At 59.5% G+C, this 3,026-nt stretch carries 4 protein-coding genes; 3 read left to right on the top strand and 1 reads right to left on the bottom strand.

Going from position 1 to position 3,026, the window contains the following annotated elements:
* The coding region (locus tag WBP53_RS09665) for a hypothetical protein (RefSeq protein WP_423928341.1) at positions 1 to 227 on the top strand (227 nt) is incomplete at its 5' end.
* 14 nt (positions 228 to 241) lie between these two features.
* Here the strand turns inward: WBP53_RS09665 and WBP53_RS09660 are convergent.
* On the bottom strand, positions 242 to 1,468 hold the full coding sequence (locus WBP53_RS09660) for a multidrug effflux MFS transporter (protein ID WP_423928339.1): 1,227 nt from the start codon (positions 1,466 to 1,468) through the stop codon (positions 242 to 244).
* Between the two features lie 126 nt (positions 1,469 to 1,594).
* On the opposite strand from WBP53_RS09660, the gene crcB reads away from it, so the two are divergent.
* Positions 1,595 to 1,981, top strand: a complete 387-nt coding sequence (crcB, locus tag WBP53_RS09655) for a fluoride efflux transporter CrcB (protein ID WP_423928337.1) — start codon at positions 1,595 to 1,597, stop codon at positions 1,979 to 1,981.
* A 253-nt stretch (positions 1,982 to 2,234) separates the two neighbouring features.
* Positions 2,235 to 3,026, top strand: a 792-nt coding sequence (locus WBP53_RS09650; protein WP_423928335.1) for a DUF5694 domain-containing protein, incomplete at its 3' end; no start/stop codon positions are given.

Raw genomic sequence — 3,026 nt, 5'->3', positions numbered from 1 at the left:
TTCCTGATGGTCGCTTTCTCGATGCAAACCGCATCGCCTATGTCGGCAAGGTCGAAACGTTCAACCGCTTTGACGAGGACGGCAACGACCTCGGGCTCACCTATGCTGTCAATCTCGGTACGGATTTCCCCCGTGACTTCCAGATCAACGTGATCGGCACCAAGGACGAAATCTTCACCCTGCTACGAAACATCCTCGGCGGAACGGCAGCAACTCCGCCCGCGTAACCAGCCTGCATTGCTCAGGAAGTGACGCTGGCCATTACCGACTGACTCCGTTCCATGTAACGGAATCGACGCCAGGCAATGAATCCGCAGACCGTGATGGCAGCGGCTGTCGCCGCAAGCTTGAATGCGCTATCCGAGACCAGCGGCGAGATTGCCCCTGCCAGTGCTGCGCTGATCACCAAGCTGCAGAACGCCTGCAGCGAGGACACTCCCCCGCGATGCGACGGGAACCGATCCAGCAATTGAAGGGTCAAGGTCGGGAACGCGATACCGATACCCATCGCATGCAGACCCAGCGGCAGCACCGACCACGGCACCATGGGTTTGGGCAGAAGCAGAGCCGCGCTGATGTTGATGACTGAAGCACCCAGCATGATCGAATAGCCAAGTCTGACCGTCGCATCTGCGCTGAGCCGCCCTGCCGTCCGCCCGGAAAGAAACGAGCCGAACATGAGTCCGCCAATGGCGGGAATGAATAGCCAGGCAAACTGCTGTTCGTTGAGCTCAAGGAGATTCAAAACAAACGCTGGCGCCGAGGAAATGTAGACGAACAGGGCATTGAAGCCAAATGTCCCGGCACAGACCAGCGGGAAGAAAGCACGGTCCGAAAGGATATGCCTGTAGCCCTTGGCCATGCTGCCGAGCGAAAGCGGTAGCCGGCGCTCCGGCGGATGGGTTTCCGGCAACGTGAACACGCAGGCAATCCAGAGTACGCCGGCAAAGGCTGCCAGCAGCCAGAAAATCATTGGCCAGCGCGCGTAGGCGATGACCCAGCCACCGACGATAGGGGCGATGGCAGGTGCGACACCGAAGATCATCGAGACCGTCGACATCAGTTTTTGTGCGGCCGGCCCCTCAAAGCAATCACGGATGATGGCGCGGCCTACGATCATGCCGGAGCCTGCCGAAAAGCCCTGGATGACCCGGTAGGCAAGCAACTCCCCGATCGACGTCGACATTGCGCAACCCACCGACGCAACCGCAAACACGGCAACACCACCGAGAATCACCTTGCGCCGCCCTAGTGAATCCGACAACGGCCCGTGCAACAGAGACATGAGCGCATAGGCAATCATGTAGACGCTGAGCGTCTGCTGCATGGCCAGCGGACTGGCTTGCAATTGCGCGGCGATCGCCGGAAACGCAGGGAACATCGTGTCGATCGAAAACGGACCGAACATGGCCAGCGCGCCGAGCAGCGGCGCCAGGCGGCGACTGCGCTGTGCGCCGACGGAAGTCATGGCAGGATTCGCTTGATGTAGAGTCCGTGCATGCTACGGATTGCCACCATGCAAGTCATCCCACCCGGCATCGATTAAGATTGAACGCATGGACAAGACCACAACGCCGCCCATTCGGGATCGGGCATGAACCTGTCTTCCGCGTTCGCGGTTGCCGGTGGTGCGGGAATAGGTGCGTTGGCACGCTGGTCGCTCGGCCTTGCTCTCGATGCCGCCTGGCCTGGCATTCCGCTTGGAACACTCGTGGCGAACCTCATCGGTGGATTCCTGATGGGTGTGGTGCTCGGCATGCTCGATCAGTTCCAGACTCTGCCGATGGAGTGGCGGCTGGCGATCACTACCGGCTTCCTGGGCGGCTTGACCACGTTCTCGACGTTCACGGGTGAAACGCTCAATCATCTGCTGCGCCAGCAATGGGGTTGGGCCGGCGCCATGGTCGCGCTCCATGTGATGGGCTCACTGCTGGCCGCCGCGCTCGGAATCGCCCTGGTTCGAGTGTTGCTTCGCCAATAGCCCGCTTGGGACGGCACGCACCCACTCACTAGACGATCGCGGCCACCGCCCCGGTCTGATCCGTGCTGCCGCGGTCGATGGCAGCGCGTCTGAAAGGGGCCATGCACGAGCACTCGTGATTTCCCATCGCCCGCCAATGCAAGACAGCTCGGACGAGAACGCGGGCCATGCCTCTTCCTGGCGGCGATTTTCCGTCAGCTTCAACCAATCCCGGGCATCCCGCATCTGAATGGTTTTGAAGCGGGAAATTGCCATGCACCTGTGCGTAACATTGTCGATGGGCCTTGTACTGGCAGCGTCTGTCCGAGCCGAAGCGCCGGTTGAAATCATGATCCTCGGCACCTACCACATGGCCAATCCCGGCAAGGACATTCACAACATGGAGGCCGACGATGTACTGGCTCCTCATCGCCAGGAGCAGCTGCAGGAAGTGGTAGATAGCCTGGCGCGATTCAAGCCAACCCGGGTTGCCGTCGAATGGGAGGCTGACGAAAAACCGGCACGTGCACTTCCCGCCTACCGCGACTATCTGGACGGGAAACGCGAAACAAGCCGAAACGAGATAGACCAGGTCGCATTTCGCCTTGCGAAAAAAATGAATCTTGCCAATGTGCAGGGAATCGATGCGGACGGCAACTTTCCCTACGAAACAGTACAAGCCTATGCAAGCAAGACTGGCCGATCTGCGGAACTGCAGCAAGCGCACGATGACACTGCGCGAAAGATCAAGGCGTTCAGTGCAAGCCAGCGCACATCAAGTATTGGCGAGCTGCTGATCTCGCTGAATAGCCCTCAATCCATTCGAGACGATTCCAGCTTCTACATGAAGCTGCTGCCTATGGGTAGCGGCACTGACCAGCCAGGCGCCGAACTTGTCGGTCAATGGACAATGCGCAACATTCAGATTTGCGCAAGACTGGCACAGATCGTCGAACCAGGAGATCGTGTCGTGGTTGTCTACGGCGCTGGCCACAACACCCTTCTCCGTCAATGCGTAGTCGACATGCCAAACTGGACTCTGGTAGAAGCCAACACGTACCTGCCC

Origin of the sequence: Dokdonella sp. (assembly GCF_049593775.1) — a bacterium.
Taxonomy (GTDB): Bacteria; Pseudomonadota; Gammaproteobacteria; order Xanthomonadales; family Rhodanobacteraceae; genus Dokdonella.
Note: the sequence above shows the minus strand (reverse complement) of the source record. Positions and strands in the feature narration are given on the sequence as shown.

Coding starts and splice junctions, on each gene's coding strand:
- crcB (WP_423928337.1), top strand. CDS start 1,595: ATGAACCTGTCTTCCGCGTTCGCGGTTGCCGGTGGTGCGGGAATAGGT.
- WBP53_RS09660 (WP_423928339.1), bottom strand. CDS start 1,468: ATGACTTCCGTCGGCGCACAGCGCAGTCGCCGCCTGGCGCCGCTGCTC.